10 protein-coding genes, 4 tRNA genes and 1 riboswitch are annotated in these 14,513 nt (G+C 41.2%); of the genes, 5 read left to right on the top strand and 9 right to left on the bottom strand.

Features of this window, described 5'->3' with window-relative positions; genetic code table 11:
- A complete protein-coding gene (lysS, locus tag HEMROJRC1_RS09380; RefSeq protein ID WP_226692657.1) occupies positions 1–1,509 on the top strand; it encodes a lysine--tRNA ligase in 1,509 nt (502 codons plus the stop codon).
- Between the two features lie 161 nt (positions 1,510–1,670).
- Here lysS and HEMROJRC1_RS09375 read toward each other — a convergent pair.
- From HEMROJRC1_RS09375 to HEMROJRC1_RS09360, 4 genes are all read right to left on the bottom strand, one after another.
- Positions 1,671–1,746, bottom strand: a tRNA-Lys gene (locus HEMROJRC1_RS09375).
- A 49-nt stretch (positions 1,747–1,795) separates the two neighbouring features.
- Positions 1,796–1,882: transfer RNA gene (locus HEMROJRC1_RS09370), tRNA-Leu, on the bottom strand.
- 25 nt (positions 1,883–1,907) lie between these two features.
- A tRNA-Cys gene (locus tag HEMROJRC1_RS09365) sits at positions 1,908–1,981 on the bottom strand.
- 4 nt (positions 1,982–1,985) lie between these two features.
- Positions 1,986–2,061, bottom strand: a tRNA-Gly gene (locus HEMROJRC1_RS09360).
- Between the two features lie 246 nt (positions 2,062–2,307).
- Here HEMROJRC1_RS09360 and HEMROJRC1_RS09355 point away from each other — a divergent pair.
- The 4 genes from HEMROJRC1_RS09355 (at position 2,308) to putP (ending at position 9,359) form a co-directional block, all read left to right on the top strand.
- Positions 2,308–3,420 (top strand): methionine biosynthesis PLP-dependent protein, encoded by a 1,113-nt coding sequence (locus tag HEMROJRC1_RS09355; protein WP_226692656.1) that lies wholly within the window; start codon positions 2,308–2,310, stop codon positions 3,418–3,420.
- Between the two features lie 155 nt (positions 3,421–3,575).
- A complete protein-coding gene (gene trxA / locus HEMROJRC1_RS09350; protein ID WP_226692655.1) occupies positions 3,576–3,899 on the top strand; it encodes a thioredoxin in 324 nt (107 codons plus the stop codon).
- Positions 3,900–4,096: 197 nt separating this feature from the next.
- Positions 4,097–7,549, top strand: a complete 3,453-nt coding sequence (gene putA / locus HEMROJRC1_RS09345) for a bifunctional proline dehydrogenase/L-glutamate gamma-semialdehyde dehydrogenase PutA (RefSeq protein WP_226692654.1) — start codon at positions 4,097–4,099, stop codon at positions 7,547–7,549.
- Positions 7,550–7,862: 313 nt separating this feature from the next.
- Positions 7,863–9,359: a sodium/proline symporter PutP gene (gene putP / locus HEMROJRC1_RS09340; RefSeq protein ID WP_226692653.1), complete on the top strand. Its 1,497-nt coding sequence runs from the start codon at positions 7,863–7,865 to the stop codon at positions 9,357–9,359.
- A 243-nt stretch (positions 9,360–9,602) separates the two neighbouring features.
- On the opposite strand, the gene bioB is transcribed toward putP, so the two are convergent.
- From bioB to grxD, 5 genes are all read right to left on the bottom strand, one after another.
- Positions 9,603–10,616 carry a biotin synthase BioB gene (gene bioB / locus HEMROJRC1_RS09335; protein ID WP_226692652.1) on the bottom strand — a complete coding sequence of 338 codons (1,014 nt, stop codon included), beginning with the start codon at positions 10,614–10,616 and terminating at the stop codon, positions 9,603–9,605.
- 8 nt (positions 10,617–10,624) lie between these two features.
- On the bottom strand, positions 10,625–11,254 hold the full coding sequence (gene thiQ, locus HEMROJRC1_RS09330) for a thiamine ABC transporter ATP-binding protein (protein WP_226692651.1): 630 nt from the start codon (positions 11,252–11,254) through the stop codon (positions 10,625–10,627).
- Positions 11,247–12,854 carry a thiamine/thiamine pyrophosphate ABC transporter permease ThiP gene (gene thiP, locus HEMROJRC1_RS09325; RefSeq protein WP_226692976.1) on the bottom strand — a complete coding sequence of 536 codons (1,608 nt, stop codon included), beginning with the start codon at positions 12,852–12,854 and terminating at the stop codon, positions 11,247–11,249. Before thiP ends, thiQ begins: the two co-directional genes overlap by 8 nt.
- A gap of 8 nt (positions 12,855–12,862) precedes the next feature.
- Positions 12,863–13,864, bottom strand: coding sequence for a thiamine ABC transporter substrate binding subunit (gene thiB, locus HEMROJRC1_RS09320; protein ID WP_226692975.1), 1,002 nt, complete (start codon positions 13,862–13,864; stop codon positions 12,863–12,865).
- Positions 13,865–13,973: 109 nt separating this feature from the next.
- Positions 13,974–14,066: riboswitch (TPP riboswitch) on the bottom strand.
- 109 nt (positions 14,067–14,175) lie between these two features.
- Positions 14,176–14,502 carry a Grx4 family monothiol glutaredoxin gene (gene grxD / locus HEMROJRC1_RS09315; RefSeq protein ID WP_226692650.1) on the bottom strand — a complete coding sequence of 109 codons (327 nt, stop codon included), beginning with the start codon at positions 14,500–14,502 and terminating at the stop codon, positions 14,176–14,178.
- Positions 14,503–14,513 lie beyond the last annotated feature (11 nt).

The following is a 14,513-nucleotide window of genomic DNA, read 5'->3' as shown; positions in this document are numbered from 1 at the left end:
ATGTCAGAACAAGAAGTAAAAGAACTGGATCTCAATGGCGAAATGCTTGTTCGCCGTGAAAAACTTAGTGCATTACGAGCAAAAGGTAATGCTTTTCCGAATAAATTCCGCCGTAATGCGCTTGCTCAAGATTTACACGATAAATACGATTCTGAGGAAGGCGAGGCATTAAAAGAAAAAGCGATTGAAGTGTTGGTGGCAGGCCGTATTATGACACGCCGAGTAATGGGTAAAGCAACCTTTATCACAATTCAAGATATGAGTGGCAAAATCCAACTTTATATCGCACGTGATAATCTGCCTGAAGGTATTTATAAAGAGGATGTAAGTCATTGGGATCTCGGCGATATTATCGGGGTAAAAGGTACGCTTTTCAAAACCAAAACCAATGAACTCACTATAAAAACCACTGAAGTTCAACTTTTAACCAAAGCACTTCGTCCATTACCGAATAAATTCCATGGTTTGACCGATCAAGAAGTACGCTATCGCCAACGCTATTTGGATTTAATTTCTAACGAAGAATCCCGCCGTACTTTTATTATTCGATCTAAAGTCGTAGCAGGTATTCGTGAATATTTCATTTCCAAAGGCTTTATGGAAGTGGAAACGCCGATGTTACAAGTGATCCCCGGTGGTGCCTCAGCCCGTCCTTTCATCACTCACCATAATGCACTTGATGTAGATATGTATTTACGTATCGCCCCTGAACTTTACTTAAAACGCTTGGTTGTCGGCGGTTTTGAACGTGTATTCGAATTAAATCGCAACTTCCGTAATGAAGGCGTGTCGGTTCGACACAATCCTGAATTTACTATGCTTGAATACTACCAAGCATACGCAGATTATCACGATTTAATGGATAACACGGAAGAATTATTACGTAAGCTTGCACTTGATATCCTTGGCACAACGATCGTGAAATATGGTGAGTACGAATTTGATTTCGGTAAACCCTTTGAACGTATCACTTTACACGATGCAACCATCAAATACGGTGCAGATAAAGGTATCGTAAAAGAAGATTTATACGATTTTGATCGCGCAAAAGCTACGGCTGAACGCTTAGGTATTGAAGTACAAAAATCTTGGGGATTGGGTGGTATTGTGAATGCAATTTTTGAAGAAGTGGCGGAACATCACTTAATTCAACCTACATTCTTAATGGCTCATCCCGCAGAGATTTCGCCATTAGCACGCCGTAATGATGAAAACCCTGACGTAACGGATCGTTTTGAATTGTTCATTGGTGGGCGTGAAATCGGTAACGGTTTCTCAGAGCTCAACGATGCCGAAGATCAAAACGAACGTTTTGATGCACAGGTTGCCGCAAAAGAAGCCGGTGATGATGAAGCGATGTTTAAAGATGAAGACTTTGTAGTTGCCCTTGAACACGGTTTGCCTCCAACCGCCGGAGAAGGATTAGGCATCGATCGCCTCGCGATGTTATTTGCAAATGCCCCCTCTATTCGAGATGTCATTTTATTCCCGGCAATGCGCCAGAAATAATTAAATCACTAGAAAGGAAGTCGAACGACTTCCTTTTTGAGTATACTAAGAATTTATCCTTCCTTTATCTGTACTGACAAATCTAGGGCATAGTAGATAAGAAAAAAGCCGTAAGCTATTGAATTTGAAAGGATAACTTACAGCCTTAGAGAATTCGATATTGGTGGGTCGTGAAGGATTCGAACCTTCGACCAACGGATTAAAAGTCCGCTGCTCTACCGACTGAGCTAACGACCCAAGTATAGGATTTTAAAGGAGTTTTTTATAAAAACGGGGTTTTATAAAATGGTGCCCGAAGCCAGACTTGAACTGGCACGCCTCGAAAGGCGAGGGATTTTAAATCCCTTGTGTCTACCGATTCCACCACTCGGGCACATAGACTAACTTACAACGTATTATGGAGGCGTGTCCCGGAGTCGAACCGAGCTACATGGATTTGCAATCCAGTGCATAACCGCTTTGCTAACACGCCGTATTGGAGCGGGAAACGAGGCTCGAACTCGCGACCCCGACCTTGGCAAGGTCGTGCTCTACCAACTGAGCTATTCCCGCATTTGCTGTTAGTGGTGCGCATTTTACGGAAATTTGAAAAGCTGTCAATCGCAGATTTAAAAAAAAAATATTAACCGTTTAAAAAAACTGCATTTCGTCTAAATTATTGGCAATAAATGACGAGAAAATGAAATTTCTTTCTATTTTTTAATTTCTTCTTTTATCAATTTGGGCTTTATGCCAAAATGTTCGGCATTCTTCAAATAAAAAGTGCGGTCACTTTTTTCGTTATTTTTAGAGGCCATTATGACAACACAACAATATGCAATCGACACCCTACTTGCTCAAGCCGGTAATCGCAGTGATGAGCGTACCGGGGCGGTATCAACGCCGATTTTTCTTTCTACGGCTTATGGGCACCACGGTATTGGGGAAAGCACGGGGTTTGATTACACCCGTACGAAAAATCCAACCCGTTCGGTGTTAGAAGACACCATCGCACAATTAGAAAACGGTGAGCGTGGTTTTGCATTTTCATCCGGTATGGCTGCAATTCAAGTATTAATGACTCTTTTCACTTCACCGGATGAATGGGTCGTTTCAAGCGATGTATATGGCGGTACTTACCGTCTTTTGGATTTTTCTTATAAAAATAACAATAGTGTGAAACCTGTTTATGTCAATACAGCCTCTGTCGCTGATATTGAGGCGGCAATTACTCCAAACACTAAAGCGATTTTTATTGAAACTCCCTCTAATCCATTAATGGAAGAATGCGATGTTGCTGAAATCGCTAAATTGGCGAAAAAACATCATTTAATGTTAATCGTTGATAATACTTTCTTAACTCCCGTACTTTCCCGTCCGTTAGATTTAGGTGCCGATATTGTTATTCACAGCGGTACAAAATATATCGCCGGTCATAATGATGCGTTAGTCGGATTGATTGTGGCAAAAGGTCAAGAACTTTGCGATCGCATCGCTTACATTCAAAATGGCGCGGGAGCGGTGCTTTCCCCGTTTGATTCTTGGCTAACCGTCCGTGGTATGAAAACCCTTTCTTTACGTATGAAACGCCATCAAGAAAACGCAAAAACGATTGCCGAATTTTTAAAAGCACAACCGCAAGTAGATTCTGTGCTTTATCCGAATAAAGGAGGAATGCTTTCTTTCCGTTTAAAAGATGAAGCTTGGATAAACACTTTCTTGAAATCGATAAAACTTATTACCTTTGCAGAAAGCCTTGGTGGTACAGAAAGTTTTATCACTTATCCGGCAACACAAACGCATATGGATATTCCGGAGGCTGAACGCGTGGCACGTGGTATCACAAATACCTTGCTGCGTTTTTCTGTAGGGATTGAAGATGTGGAAGACATTAAAGCAGACTTACTCCAAGCCTTTGCTAATTTAAAATAAGTTTCTAAATCTTACGGGTAGATGTTTTACCCTTTTACTTTTAACAATTAAATCAATAACTGTACTTTTAAATAACTCGTGCTATTCTGACCGCACTTGTAATTTAACTAAATGCCTTTATATAAAGGCAACATTCACAAATAAAGGAAATAAAAATGAGTCAAGTATTACATACCACCGATGCAACATTCGAAGCTGACGTATTACGTTCGGATCTCCCTGTATTAGTCGATTTTTGGGCACCATGGTGCGGTCCTTGCAAAATGGTTGGTCCGCTATTAGATGAGCTTGCCCCGGAATTTGACGGTAAAGCAAAAATCGTAAAAATCAACGTAGATGAAAACCAAACGGTAGCAGCGCAATATGGTGTACGCAGTATCCCGACATTACTTCTGATTAAAAACGGGGAAGTAGTTGGTACACAAGTAGGTGCATTGCCGAAAACTCAATTAGCGGCTTTTATTAGTCAACATCTTTAATAATTTAAAAATCCTCTTGTTTCCTAAATGAGAGGATTTTTTTATTTATCCTCTTCTTTCGCTAACGCCTTCTAATTTATCCATATTTTCTGTGATATTACTCACAAATTTAATAAATCTTTATTTACTTCTTATCAAAATAGACTTAATTTTATTCACAATTTTGTAACATAAGTATCCGAGAAAGAGGTTATCAAATGTCTATTTCACTTTCCAAAACTTATCGTCCTGAACGTCAAATCATTACCGAGAATTATCGCCTTGATGAAAAAACAGCGGTTAATCGCTTGATGGCAACGCTCAATTTCACGGAAGAACAAGAAAAACGTATTACAGAAAATGCAACCAGACTTATCAATAAACTTCGCCATATCAAGCAAAAACAATACGGTGCCGATGCATTGATGGAAGAATTTTCATTAAGTTCGGAGGAAGGTGTGGCACTAATGTGTTTGGCAGAAGCATTATTACGTATTCCGGATGCCAAAACCCGTGATGAGCTTATCTACGAAAAATTACAAGACGGCAACTGGCAATCTCACCTTGGCAATTCAAAATCTTTTTTCATCAATGCCGCCAGCTATGGTTTGGTTTTTGGTAAAAAAGTGAGTGAAACCCTTACGGAAGAACAACTCTCCGGCAGCTTAAAAGGTCTTTTTGCCCGTCTCGCAGCACCGGCAATGCGCCAAGCAATGGTTAAATCGATGCGCATTATGGGTAAACAATTTGTGGCTGGCGTAACAATGCAAGAAGCCTTACAACACGTTAATCCACGCTATAAAAAAGGGTTTACGTTCTCTTTTGATATGTTAGGCGAAGCCGCAATGACAGAGACTGATGCCGATCGTTATTTCAATGACTATTTGCATGCCATTGAAGAGGTAGGTAAAAATGCAATAGGGCGAACCATCTATAACGGTAATAGCGTTTCAGTAAAACTCTCTGCAATTCATCCCAAATATAGCCGTGCAAAATACGATCGTACAATGAACGAGCTTTACCCGCGCATAAAACAACTTTTCTTACTCGCCCAAAAATACAACATCAGTGTAAATATTGATGCGGAAGAATCCAATCGCTTAGAACTATCCCTTGATTTACTGGAAAAATTACTTGATGAACCGGAGCTCAAAGGCTACAAAGGAATTGGCTTTGTTGTGCAATCCTACTCCAAACGCTGTCCGTACGTGTTGGATTACTTAATCAATCTTGCCCGTGAAAAACAAGGCTATTTGATGATCCGTTTAGTGAAAGGCGCATATTGGGATAGCGAAATCAAATGGGCGCAAACCGATGGACTTGAAGATTTCCCGCTTTATACGCGTAAAAATCATACTGACATTGCCTACATTGCTTGTGCCAAAAAACTTCTTGATGCACAAGATGTCATCTATCCGCAATTTGCAACTCACAATATCCTCACTATGTGCACCGTTTACGAATTAGGGCAAGGAAAAGAATTTGAGTTTCAATGCTTACACGGTATGGGCGAAAACCTTTATGACAACATTGTAGGCAAAGATAATTTTGATCGTCAGGTTCGTGTATATGCTCCGGTCGGTACTCATGAAACATTGCTCGCCTATCTTGTTCGTCGCTTACTGGAAAATGGGGCGAATTCTTCTTTCGTACATCAATTAGTAGATGAAACTATTCCTGTTTCACAACTCGTAACTCCACCATGGAAACTTTATGAAAAATCCCACGGTGAACCGAATAAATTAGTCCGTAAGCCTCTAGAGCTCTTTGCGGATCGCCGTAATTCCGCAGGTTTTGATTTAACTAACGAATTTGTACTTGCAAATCTTGAAAAAGCTTTAAACGAAGCCCAAATCGCCAATGGCGAATCTTTAACGGCACTAGATAATTTGACACAGCACACCGCACATACGGTAAAAAATCCTGCAAAATTAACTGAAACAATCGGTGAAGTACGCTTCTTGGATGTAACGACGGCGGAAACTGTTTTCAATAGAGCGAGTAATCAAGTTTGGAATGAACAAAGTGCGGTCAAAAAAGCCAACGTTTTACGCAAAGCGGCGGATCTCTATGAAGAGCATCACGGCTTATTAATGAAACTTGCTATTGTCGAAGCCGGCAAAACCTTACCAAATGCCATTGCAGAGTTGCGTGAAGCGGTTGATTTCCTCCGCTATTATGCTAACCAACTTGAATATTTAAGCGCACATAACCAACTTGGCGAAGCTCGTGGAAAAGTACTTTGCATTTCTCCTTGGAACTTCCCTCTCGCCATCTTTACAGGACAAATTGCCGCTTCTCTTGCAGCGGGTAATGCGGTGATCGCAAAACCTGCAGAACAAACTTCACTGATTGCTTACGCCGCCGTGAAATTACTCCATCAAGCAGGCGTGCCGATAGAAACCTTACAATTGGTGCTAGGTGCAGGCGATCTCGGTGCTGCATTGGTACAACAACCTTTTGACGGTGTTGTATTCACAGGCTCAACTGAAGTGGCAAAACTTATCGAAAAACGTTTGGCGACAGCAGATAATGATCCGATTCTTATTGCAGAAACAGGCGGTCAAAATGTATTGGTCGTCGATACCTCCGCCTTACCTGAACAAGTGGCGGCGGACGTTTTAAGTTCTGCATTTGATTCCGCCGGTCAACGCTGCTCCGCCCTTCGCATTTTATTGTTGCAAGAAGAAGTTGCAGAGCAATATTACAAAATGCTCAGCGAAGCAATGAAAGAGCTCAGCATTGGCGATCCGCGTTTACTCGAAACCGATGTTGGGCCGGTAATTGATGATGAAGCTAAACAGAACTTACTTAATCACCAAGCTAATATGCGTAAAGTAGCGCGTGCTTACACCGAATTATCCGTACCGGAGGGTGGTCATTTTATTGCGCCATCCATCTACTTATTAGATAACTTGAATCAAGTTAAACGCGAAGTATTTGGTCCGATTCTACACATTATCCGCTATCACAAAGATGATTTAGTAAAAGTACTCGAAAGCGTAAACGAAAAAGGTTATGCCTTAACGGGCGGTTGCCACAGCCGCATTCGCAAACAAATGGACTTGGTGGAAAAACATCTCAATTGCGGTAACTTCTATATTAATCGTAATATCGTGGGTGCCGTTGTTGGAGTACAACCTTTCGGAGGACACGGTTTATCCGGCACAGGCCCTAAAGCCGGCGGAGAGTTCTATCTCCAACGATTAACCCGCACTCCACGCTATTATAGTCAATTCGGTGACGAACACACACTAGCTAACACCAAACCGGTGCTAGAAAGCATCACCGGAGAACATAACAGTTTGGCATACCTACCGTGCGAAGTCGCAATTTTAAACGGTGATTTAGAAAAAGCGCAATCGGCAGCAGATAAACTACTTAATGCCGGCTTTACCATATTAGTTGAACCTAGCCACCCGCTTGCCAAAACCAACAAAGTCGGAGTTCGTGTAGATACTCAATTAGGGCATTGTCAAAAAGGTATCTATTTGACCGCACTTGAAAAGGCTCAACGCCAATGGCTTGCAGAAAACAGCAAAGCGATTTTTAAATGTTTCGATTGGCAAATGACACAAGATTTACTGCCGTTATACGATGAATTCTCTCGCAGCTATAATACGACTGCTGCCGGCGGAAATACATCGTTAATGGCATCAGAAGAACATTAGCATTACCCTCTATATATTCCCTCCCCTATTTAATTAAGGCGGAGGGAAAAGAGCGGTCATTTTTCTAATCGTTTTCTCTGTTATGTAGCGGTTGCACGGTATATCATTCTTGAATGAAAACTAGGGGGATCACACCACCTGTTGGTGCTGAACTATAATCTCAATAAGAGATATTTTGTAGACCGGCGTGATCTCCCCTAAAAATCAAATCATTTCCGCTATGCTGTGCTTGTTGCATTTCCTTCAGTCGCTTTGCGACAACTTCCTCCGTAAATGGTGGGAGCACAAACACTTCAAAAATAGGAGTAAAACTATGCAAATTTACATCACATTTGGTTTGTATTTATTAATCATTTTAGGGATCGGATTGTACGCCTATCGCTCAACTCAAAACTTTGACGACTATATTTTAGGTGGTCGAAAAATGGGGAGTTTTGTCACCGCAATGTCTGCCGGAGCTTCGGATATGTCCGGTTGGCTTTTAATGGGTTTACCGGGGGCAATTTTCCTTTCGGGTTTGTCTGAAGCCTGGATTGCCGTGGGGTTGACCATCGGTGCCTTTATGAACTACAAAATCGTGGCGGGTCGCTTACGTATTTTTACCGAAAAATACAGTAATGCGCTCACATTGCCTGAATTTTTTGCTCAGCGTTTTCCACGTCAGAAAAAAGCGTTAAAAATTATTTCTTCCTCCATAATTTTATTCTTTTTCACTATTTACTGCGCATCAGGTGTCGTTGCCGGTGCTAAATTGTTCCAAAGTTTATTAGGATTAGATTACTACACCGCTCTTTGGCTCGGTGCAATTGCTACCATCACTTATACCTTTATCGGTGGTTATTTAGCGGTTTCGTGGAGTGATACCATTCAGGCTTCGTTAATGATTTTTGCCTTACTTCTTGCGCCGATTATGGCGTTAGTGAATATCGGCTGGGATGAAATCAATACGGCTTTAGCGGCAAAATCAGCGGTAACTAACATTCCATATAGCAACTGGTTGCATAACGTATCCGGTATCGGCGTAATCTCCGCCCTCGCTTGGGGATTAGGTTATTTTGGGCAACCTCATATCTTGGCGCGTTTTATGGCGGCAGATTCCGTTCAATCCCTTGATAAAGCCCGCACCATCGGCATTACTTGGATGTTACTCTGCCTAGGTGGAGCAGTAGCTGTCGGTTATTTCGGATTAGGTTATTTCACCCACAAAAATATTCCGCTTGATAATGCGGAATCCATCTTTATTGAACTCTCTAAAGTGATGTTTAATCCTTGGATTGTCGGTATAGTGTTATCAGCCATTTTAGCGGCGGTGATGAGTACGTTATCAGCGCAATTATTAATGTGTTCTGCTGCAATTACGGAAGATTTTTACAAAGGCTTTTTCCGCAAAAACGCTTCAAGCAAAGAATTAGTGTGGGTTGGGCGTTTAATGGTGTTATTGATCGCCATCGTTGCCATCATCATTGCACAAGATCCAAATTCTAAAGTGATGGGCTTGGTATCCTATGCTTGGGCAGGTTTCGGTGCGGCATTCGGCCCTGTCGTCATTCTCTCCCTCTTTAATCGTAACATCAGCTCTAAAGCGGCATTATGGGGAATGTTATCAGGTGCGGTAACGGTGGTCGCTTGGAGCCCGTTAATGAAATACCTAGGCTGGGAAGATTTATCCCACCTTTATGAAATCATTCCAGGTTTCTTAGTCTGCTCGTTCATCACGATAACCTCATCAATATTCGCCCAAGTTCACCCGACAGTAGCGGAACAATTTGATGAAGCCCTAACCGAATTTGAGAACAGAAATAAAGGCTAACTTACAGCGAGAAAAAAGTGCGGTGAAATTTACCGCACTTTTTCTTTACTTCGGTATTATGTAGCAGTCGCACAAAGAGAATTTTATGATCAATGTTTATTGGAAGTAGGGTGCGTTAAGCTTTGCGTAACGCACCATTTCATCATTACCCCCCTCTATATGGTGCGTTACGGCTTCGCCTAATGATACCCTACGATGATTTGTGCAAGTGCTACATAATACCGCTTTACTTTCTTTCCCTTATTAACGCTCAAGCGGTTTTCGATTTTCTTCCGTTTCCGGCTCTAAATCAAGTTTTGCCATAAGAATTTGGTCGCCGTCTTCTTCAGGATTTCCCGTAATGAGCAACTTATCGCCATAAAAAATCGAATTGGCTCCCGCCATAAAGCACATTGCCTGCATTTCTTCCGTCATACCTTGACGACCTGCCGACAAACGAACATAACTTTGAGGCATTGTGATACGAGCCACCGCAATGGTACGAACAAATTCCGTCCAATCCAATTCTACCGCTTCGGCAAGCGGTGTACCTTCTACTTTCACCAACTGATTGATTGGTACGGATTCCGGCTGCGGATCCAAATTCGCAAGGCTTGCGATTAAACCTGCGCGTTCCTTACGGGTTTCATTCATTCCCACGATGCCGCCACAACACACTTTCAAACCGGCTTTACGCACCTTGCCTAAGGTGCTTAAACGATCATCGAAACGGCGTGTACCAATAATCTTATGATAATGTTCCGGTGCGGTATCAAGGTTATGATTATAGTAATCTAATCCCGCCTCTCTTAATTCTTCCGCCATTCCCTCTTGCAATAATCCGAAAGTGCCGCAAGTTTCTAACCCAAGATCTTTTACGGCTTTAATAATTTCCGTTACTTTTGCCATATCCTTCGGTTTAGGCCCTCGCCATGCCGCCCCCATACAAAAACGTCCTGCCCCACGAGATTTTGCAATTTTGGCTTTCTCCACGATTTCATCAACATTCAGTAATTGCTGATTTTGCACACCGGTTTGATACCGTGCCGATTGCGGACAATAGCCGCAATCTTCCGGACATCCGCCGGTTTTAATCGACATCAATGTCGAAAGCTGAATCGCTTGCGGATTAAAATGCTCTCGATGTACCTGTGCCGCTCGGTAAACCAACTCCAAAAAGGGCGTTTCAAATAATGCCTCAACTTTGCAGACGGACCAATACTCAACGCAAGGATGTGGTGTAATGCTATTTAATTGAACGGTTTGTTTAGTTGTCATACTTTTCCCTATAAATTTTGTCCTTGGTGAATATGAATAAGGCGATCAATATAGCCTTCCAATTCCTGCGGCTGATGCGTAACAAGCAGCAAAGTTAGCATTTTTTCACTGCATAAGCGATCTATTAAGCGTAACATTTCCACACGTAATTGCGGATCAAGTGCTGAAAAGGGTTCATCTAATAATAAAATCGGTTTATTACGTAACAAACAACGTGCCAGAGCAACCCGCTGTTTTTGCCCCCCTGAAAGTGCGGTCGGTTTTCGCATTAAAAAATCTTGTAAATTGACCGCACTTGCCGCTTGTTCTATCCGCATTTTATCTTCAGAAGAAAGCGATAAATTCGATTTCAGACCCAATGCAATATTTTCTGCCACGGTTAAATGGGTAAATAAATTATTTTCTTGAAATAACATAGAAACAGGTCTCTGATAAGGTTCGGTATTTGTGTGATTTTCACTATTTAACCAAATCTCCCCGCTATTTACGCAGTCAAAACCGGCAATCAAATTTAACAAAGTGCTTTTTCCTGCGCCGCTTTCACCAATAATTGCTATTTTTTCTTGCGCACGAATATGTAGATCAAACGCCATCGGCATTGATTTATAATTAAATTTAACCTTTTTTAATTTAATCATTGTCCACCTTATTGTGTTCGATAAACAGAAATAATCCGATACATAAACCCAGCAAAATCAATGCGGTAATTGCAGCTTCTTGGCTACGATATTGCCCGAGTTGTTGATAAAGCAAATGAGGAAGCGAGGTGAAATCCGGACTACCAAATAATGCAATTGCCGTGAAATCCCCCAACGAAAGTGTCGTCGCCAGCGCAAACGCATATTTTAACGGTGCCTTTAATAACGGATATTCTATTAATTTAAAGCGTTGCCAACCTTTAAGATTAAGCGATAAGCATAGTTTTTCATAATATTGCGTCGCCTGCATCATCGGCGAATTTAAAATTCGGATAACAAAAGGCATCGCCGCCAAGGCGTTACAAAGCACGACGATAAAAAATAAATGTACATTGGTGAAATCAATATCTTGTAAAAGCAAAAATAGCCCTACCGCCAAAATCAATGTAGGAATGGCTAAAATCATCATTCCGGCGGTTTGAATAAAGGTTGCAAACACAGGAAAATGGAGCCATTGTAATTGGCGTGAAAGCAGTAATAAGAGAAAAGAAAAAGTAATTGCCAGCACGCCTGAAGTCGGTGCCATAGAAAGAGAATACATTAAGGCTTTCCATAACTGCGGGTCTTGTAAAAAACGCCCCCATTGCCGTGCGTTCAATCCTTCAACGATAATATTCAACAAGGGCATAAAAATAAATAAGCAAACGCTAATTAAAATAAAAACATTAAAAATTTTGACCGCACTTGAAGGGGCAGCCAGCCAAATATAACGCTGAGATAAGTGGGTTTCCGGTGGTTTTGCCAAAAACTGCGACATCGTAAATAATACAAAGCAAAAAACAAATTGAATCAAGGCAAACAAGGCGGCTTTCGGAAAATCAAATTCAAATAAAATCGCTTGATAAATGGCGACTTCTAATGTGCTATTTTGTGGCCCGCCACCAAGTGCGAGTACAATCGTGAAGCTGGTAAAGCACAACATAAAAATCAACACAAAAGCAGGTAAAAGTTGATTTTTAAGATAAGGTAATTCAATGAGACGAAAAAATTGCCAACCGCGAATATTTAATTGAGCGGCAAGCTGATGTTGTTCCGAAGGGATAGATTGTAGGGCTTGCCCCGTCATTCTTGCCGCGAGAGGAATATTAAAAAAAAGATGAGCAATCAAGATGCCGCTTAGTCCGTAGATTGTCGGTTTCCAGTCGATTCCCAAACTCTGCATAAGCAAACTTAGCCAACCAGCCGAACCATAAATACCAAGTAAACCGAAGATAGCCAATAATGCGGGCAATACGAATGTGAGAGAAAATAAACGCTGTATAAGCCGCTTGCCACAAAAAGATTGATAAAAAAATGCACGCCCAAATAACGTTCCAATCATCACCGAAAGCAATGCCGACAAAAAAGCCTGCTCAAAACTAAAGGTGATGATTTGATGTAGATAACTGTCTTGTTTAAAGTTTTCCCACGTATAGCTTCCTCCTACAGAAAACACTGATGAAAGAGAGAGCACATAAAGTAAAACAATGAAAAAAACGACCGCACTTCCGCCGATATAATGACGGGGACGAAAATGCGGATGAGAAAATAATGGCACCATACGACTCATTATTTAGAAAGTGCCTTTTGCCATTGATTAATCCAGTTTTTTAAATGTTCACCGGTTACTTTTGATGTATCCAGAACAACACTATGTTGAGTATGCTCCTTTAGGGCATCGATATTGCTTTCAATCGCCGTATTAATCACCGGTAACATCACGTTATTTTTTGCTATATCGGCTTGCGCTTCCGGTGAAAGCAAGTATTCAAGGAAATGATCGGCACAACGATTACTACGATTCGCCACTTTCGCCGCAACTTCCACTTGCAACACGCCACCTTCTGCAAAATCAGTCGCCATATAATTCTCTTTCTGTTCGGAAAGAAGATGATAAATCGGTGAAGTGTTGGTGCTTAATACCAAATCCCCCTCACCTTTTAAAAAGGCACCATAGGCTTCAGTCCAACCTTTCGTTACGGTAACCGTATGTTCAGCTAACGCTTTCCACATATTTTCAATTTCAGCTTGCGGATAAAGCGTATTCACCCAAAGTAATAAACCTCGTCCGATACTGCTGGTGCGCGGATCTTGATATAACACTTTTAAATCTTTTCGTTCAATCAATTCCTTCAGGCTTTTTGGCGGATTGGTTAATTTATTTTTATCGTAAATAAAAGCGTATTTCGCAAAATCGAAAGGTAAAAAAGTACGATTATCCCATTCTAACGGCAACGCAAGTTTATTGAGATCAACTTGATTCGGCTCAAACATTGCGAGTTTTTCCGCTTCATCAATTTGGTGATTATCTAACCCCAAAACGATGTCCGCTTTAATTTTCTTGCCTTCCAAACGTACACGATTAAACAGAGTACCGTTATTATCAAAAGCGACATAATTTAATTGACACTGAGGGAATTGTTTTTCAAAACCATTTTTAACTTTCGGGCCGGCACTCCAATCAGCGCTGAAAGAATCATAAGTATAGACCGTTAAAGGTTGCGGTGCAGCTTGAGTAAAAGGAGATGAAACAAAAAGTGCGGTTACAAAAAACAACAGTTTTTTGAACATCGGCTTAGCCGACGGTGGCGAAACCATAGCAATTGCTGAAGCGATTGCGTATAAAATGAAGCGTGTTTTTTTCATAATGCCATCCTTATAAAAAGTGAAGAAACAGCCTAATGAAAAAGAATTAGTTTCCTACGCCAGCATTATCTGTTTCAGGTTCACGGGTATTTCTCAGCCAAACAAGTTGGCACCCCGACTAATTGTGTGGAAGTCTATACAAATGCTTTATAATATACAAGCACTTTACGATAAAACGAATCACAAAATTCAAGCAAAAGAAAACCCGCAAAAAGCGGGTTTAAGCTCTAAATACATTATGCTTGGTGCTTGGCAGCGACTTCGCTTAACAGAGTTTGCAATTCACCGGCTTGATACATTTCCAAAATAATATCGCACCCGCCGACCAATTCACCTTCAACCCATAATTGAGGGAAAGTCGGCCAATTTGCATAACTCGGCAACGCTGCCCGAATATCAGGATGTTGTAAGATATCGACATAACCAAAAGGCACTTTGCAGTTTATTAAGGCTTCAACCGCACGTGCAGAAAAACCACAAGAAGGCAGTTTTGGCGATCCTTTCATATAAATTAAAATCGGATTTTCGCTGATTTGTTTCTTAATTTTATCTAAAGTTTCCATAATGTTCCCCA

Origin of the sequence: Rodentibacter sp. JRC1 (assembly GCF_020521555.1) — a bacterium.
Classification (GTDB): domain Bacteria; phylum Pseudomonadota; class Gammaproteobacteria; order Enterobacterales; family Pasteurellaceae; genus Rodentibacter; species Rodentibacter abscessus.
The sequence above is the reverse complement of the archived record's forward strand: the minus strand, read 5'-3'. Positions and strand labels throughout refer to the sequence as shown.